This is a genomic window from Bartonella propinqua (assembly GCF_047263965.1).
In the GTDB taxonomy this organism is placed as follows: Bacteria; Pseudomonadota; Alphaproteobacteria; order Rhizobiales; family Rhizobiaceae; genus Bartonella.
In genome coordinates this window covers 1-1,586 of sequence record NZ_JBLEBK010000032.1, presented here as the reverse complement: position 1 = coordinate 1,586, position 1,586 = coordinate 1, and the positions used below count along the sequence as shown (strand labels likewise).

General features: G+C 40.4%; 2 protein-coding genes. Both read right to left on the bottom strand.

Features of this window, described 5'->3' with window-relative positions; genetic code table 11:
* Positions 1-106 precede the first annotated feature (106 nt).
* On the bottom strand, positions 107-1,105 hold the full coding sequence (locus tag ACMFKV_RS07180; protein WP_413154924.1) for a hypothetical protein: 999 nt from the start codon (positions 1,103-1,105) through the stop codon (positions 107-109).
* A complete protein-coding gene (locus ACMFKV_RS07175; protein ID WP_413154925.1) occupies positions 1,095-1,577 on the bottom strand; it encodes a crossover junction endodeoxyribonuclease RuvC in 483 nt (160 codons plus the stop codon). Before ACMFKV_RS07175 ends, ACMFKV_RS07180 begins: the two co-directional genes overlap by 11 nt.
* Between the last annotated feature and the right edge of the window lie 9 nt (positions 1,578-1,586).

The window sequence follows — 1,586 nt, the reverse complement described above, 5'->3', positions numbered from 1 at the left end:
AAACAGCTCTTGAAGCCGATCATAAGCCTCTAAAGCAAACGTTTCCTGCTGTTTGGTTAACTTACTGCCGTCCTTCAAAACCAGAGGAAAACTCGGAGCGGTCATTTCACGAATGTGCTTTAAAGTAACCTCGATTTCCGATATCAAGAACGCAGTCTGCGATGCGCTCACCAATGCTTTTTTGTTGTTGAGGATAATTGCCATGATTATTTCCTATCTTGTTGTTTCCGTAATTTTTTGAATTTCTAATCCAGTTACGCCATGTCGCTTGCCAATCACGTTTAGTCGCGTCTTTCCCTGTCTTGGCACTCCAATAATCTCGAAATTTTGCGGTCTCGATGTTAACGCGCTCTAGAGACAAACCTTCCAAAATTGCGAATTCGTAATCAGGATCGAAATCATCTGGCAATCGACAACCTCGATCAGCTCTAGATCGTTTAACTTTTTTGGGAATATTCTCTTGCTCATGAGTGGGAGATGATTTCACAGCGTCTGTGATTTCTGAACAATTGCTCGCATCTTCGTTTTGAACTGGAAGCGCATTGAACCCATCACTGCCATTTGACTCGTGAAGGGGAAGAACAGCTTCTGAATCTTCGAAATCAATTTCTTTTTTTGCTAAAACGATAGTTTTAGTTTTTTTATTATAACTGTTAGTGTTAATGTTATTAGCATTGCATTCGCTATGCGCATCGCATTCAGTTCGCATATGCGGGTTATATGCACGGTCGTTCTCTTTTAAATAATCATTGTCACTTTTATTTTTAGCTTTCTCCCATCTCGCACTAGCAGCTTTGGATGCAGCTTCTGATTTTGCTTTGCTATCGCCTAATTCTGCTTCAACATCTAAATTCCATAAACTGCCATCTTCTAAACGGACAATCTTTTTCTTAAGTAATAAAAGCTCTAACACTTTGGTAAATGTTTTCACTGGGTAACCAACATAAAGAGCTAATGCCTTTAAGTCATTTAAAAGAGGTTCTCCAGTGTAAAGCATTTGAAAGCGCAGCATCACATAGATACATTTCTCTGCTGGAGATAAACAAGAAACCTCATTCATCCATTCGCCTGCATTAAGCCTCGTCCAAGACAATTTAGTTGACATGCTCGACTTCCCTTTCTTTAATTAAATATAAAATTGCTAAAGCATCTGCTTCGTTATCATCTTGTGGCGCATGTCCTTTAGAACACACTGCCTTAATCATCTCTTCTGTTGAGGCATTCCCCTTCCCTGTCGTTGCTTTTTTAATCGTACATACTGGAATACCTTCATAAGGAATTTGATGGTGTTCACACCAAACCGTTAAGGTCGCTAAAAAACCACCATAAGCATGAGCAGCATCGGTACCAACGTGACGACGCACCTCTTCAAAATACACTGCATCAATGTGATTTGCTGCCATCATGATTTCTGTAAGCCATTGCTTAAAACGCAAGTAGCGCATCCCACCGCCTTCAAAACGGCGTGCTTGAAAATTAACTGTTCCGCTTATTATGTGATTATCTGCACCACAAATCGCCCAACCCGTCTTGGTGCCTAAATCAACGCAAAGAATAGTTTGTGAAATCAAATCCATAATCCCCCC

What these genes read in the sequence shown, in the direction of transcription:
- ACMFKV_RS07175 (WP_413154925.1), bottom strand. Translation starts at nt 1,577, where the DNA reads ATGGATTTGATTTCACAAACTATTCTTTGCGTTGATTTAGGCACCAAG.
- ACMFKV_RS07180 (WP_413154924.1), bottom strand. Translation starts at nt 1,105, where the DNA reads ATGTCAACTAAATTGTCTTGGACGAGGCTTAATGCAGGCGAATGGATG.